Source organism: Clostridioides sp. ZZV15-6598 (genome assembly GCF_020657705.1).
GTDB classification, from domain to species: domain Bacteria; phylum Bacillota; class Clostridia; order Peptostreptococcales; family Peptostreptococcaceae; genus Clostridioides; species Clostridioides difficile_F.
Window position 1 is genome coordinate 1 of record NZ_JAGWCS010000354.1, and the last position, 353, is coordinate 353.

The following is a 353-nucleotide window of genomic DNA, read 5'->3' on the forward strand; positions in this document are numbered from 1 at the left end:
TAAACACTTGTCTAAAGCAATTTCAGAGCAATGTTTTAATAAGTTTATAACTATACTTGAATACAAATGTAAATGGAATAAAATCGAATTTGTTAAAGCAGATAGATTTTATCCAAGTAGTAAAATGTGTTCATGTTGTGGGACTATCAAAAAAGATTTAAAACTAAAAGATAGGACTTATGTATGTCCTAATGAAGAGTGTAATCTTGTGATTGATAGGGATAAAAATGCAAGTATTAATTTAGCAAATTATAAAAGTAATCACAAGTGTGGTTGCTTAAATTAGCATAGAAAATCAAATAAAAAGATTGTGCTAATATGTAGACATTGACGAGGTCGAATTTAAGCCTTTG

Annotated in this window: 1 protein-coding gene; it reads left to right on the forward strand. The window is 27.5% G+C overall.

What is annotated here, in order from left to right; genetic code table 11:
- The coding region (locus tag KGF50_RS22015; RefSeq protein ID WP_227850008.1) for a transposase at window positions 1-286 on the forward strand (286 nt) is incomplete at its 5' end.
- Window positions 287-353: the final 67 nt, after the last annotated feature.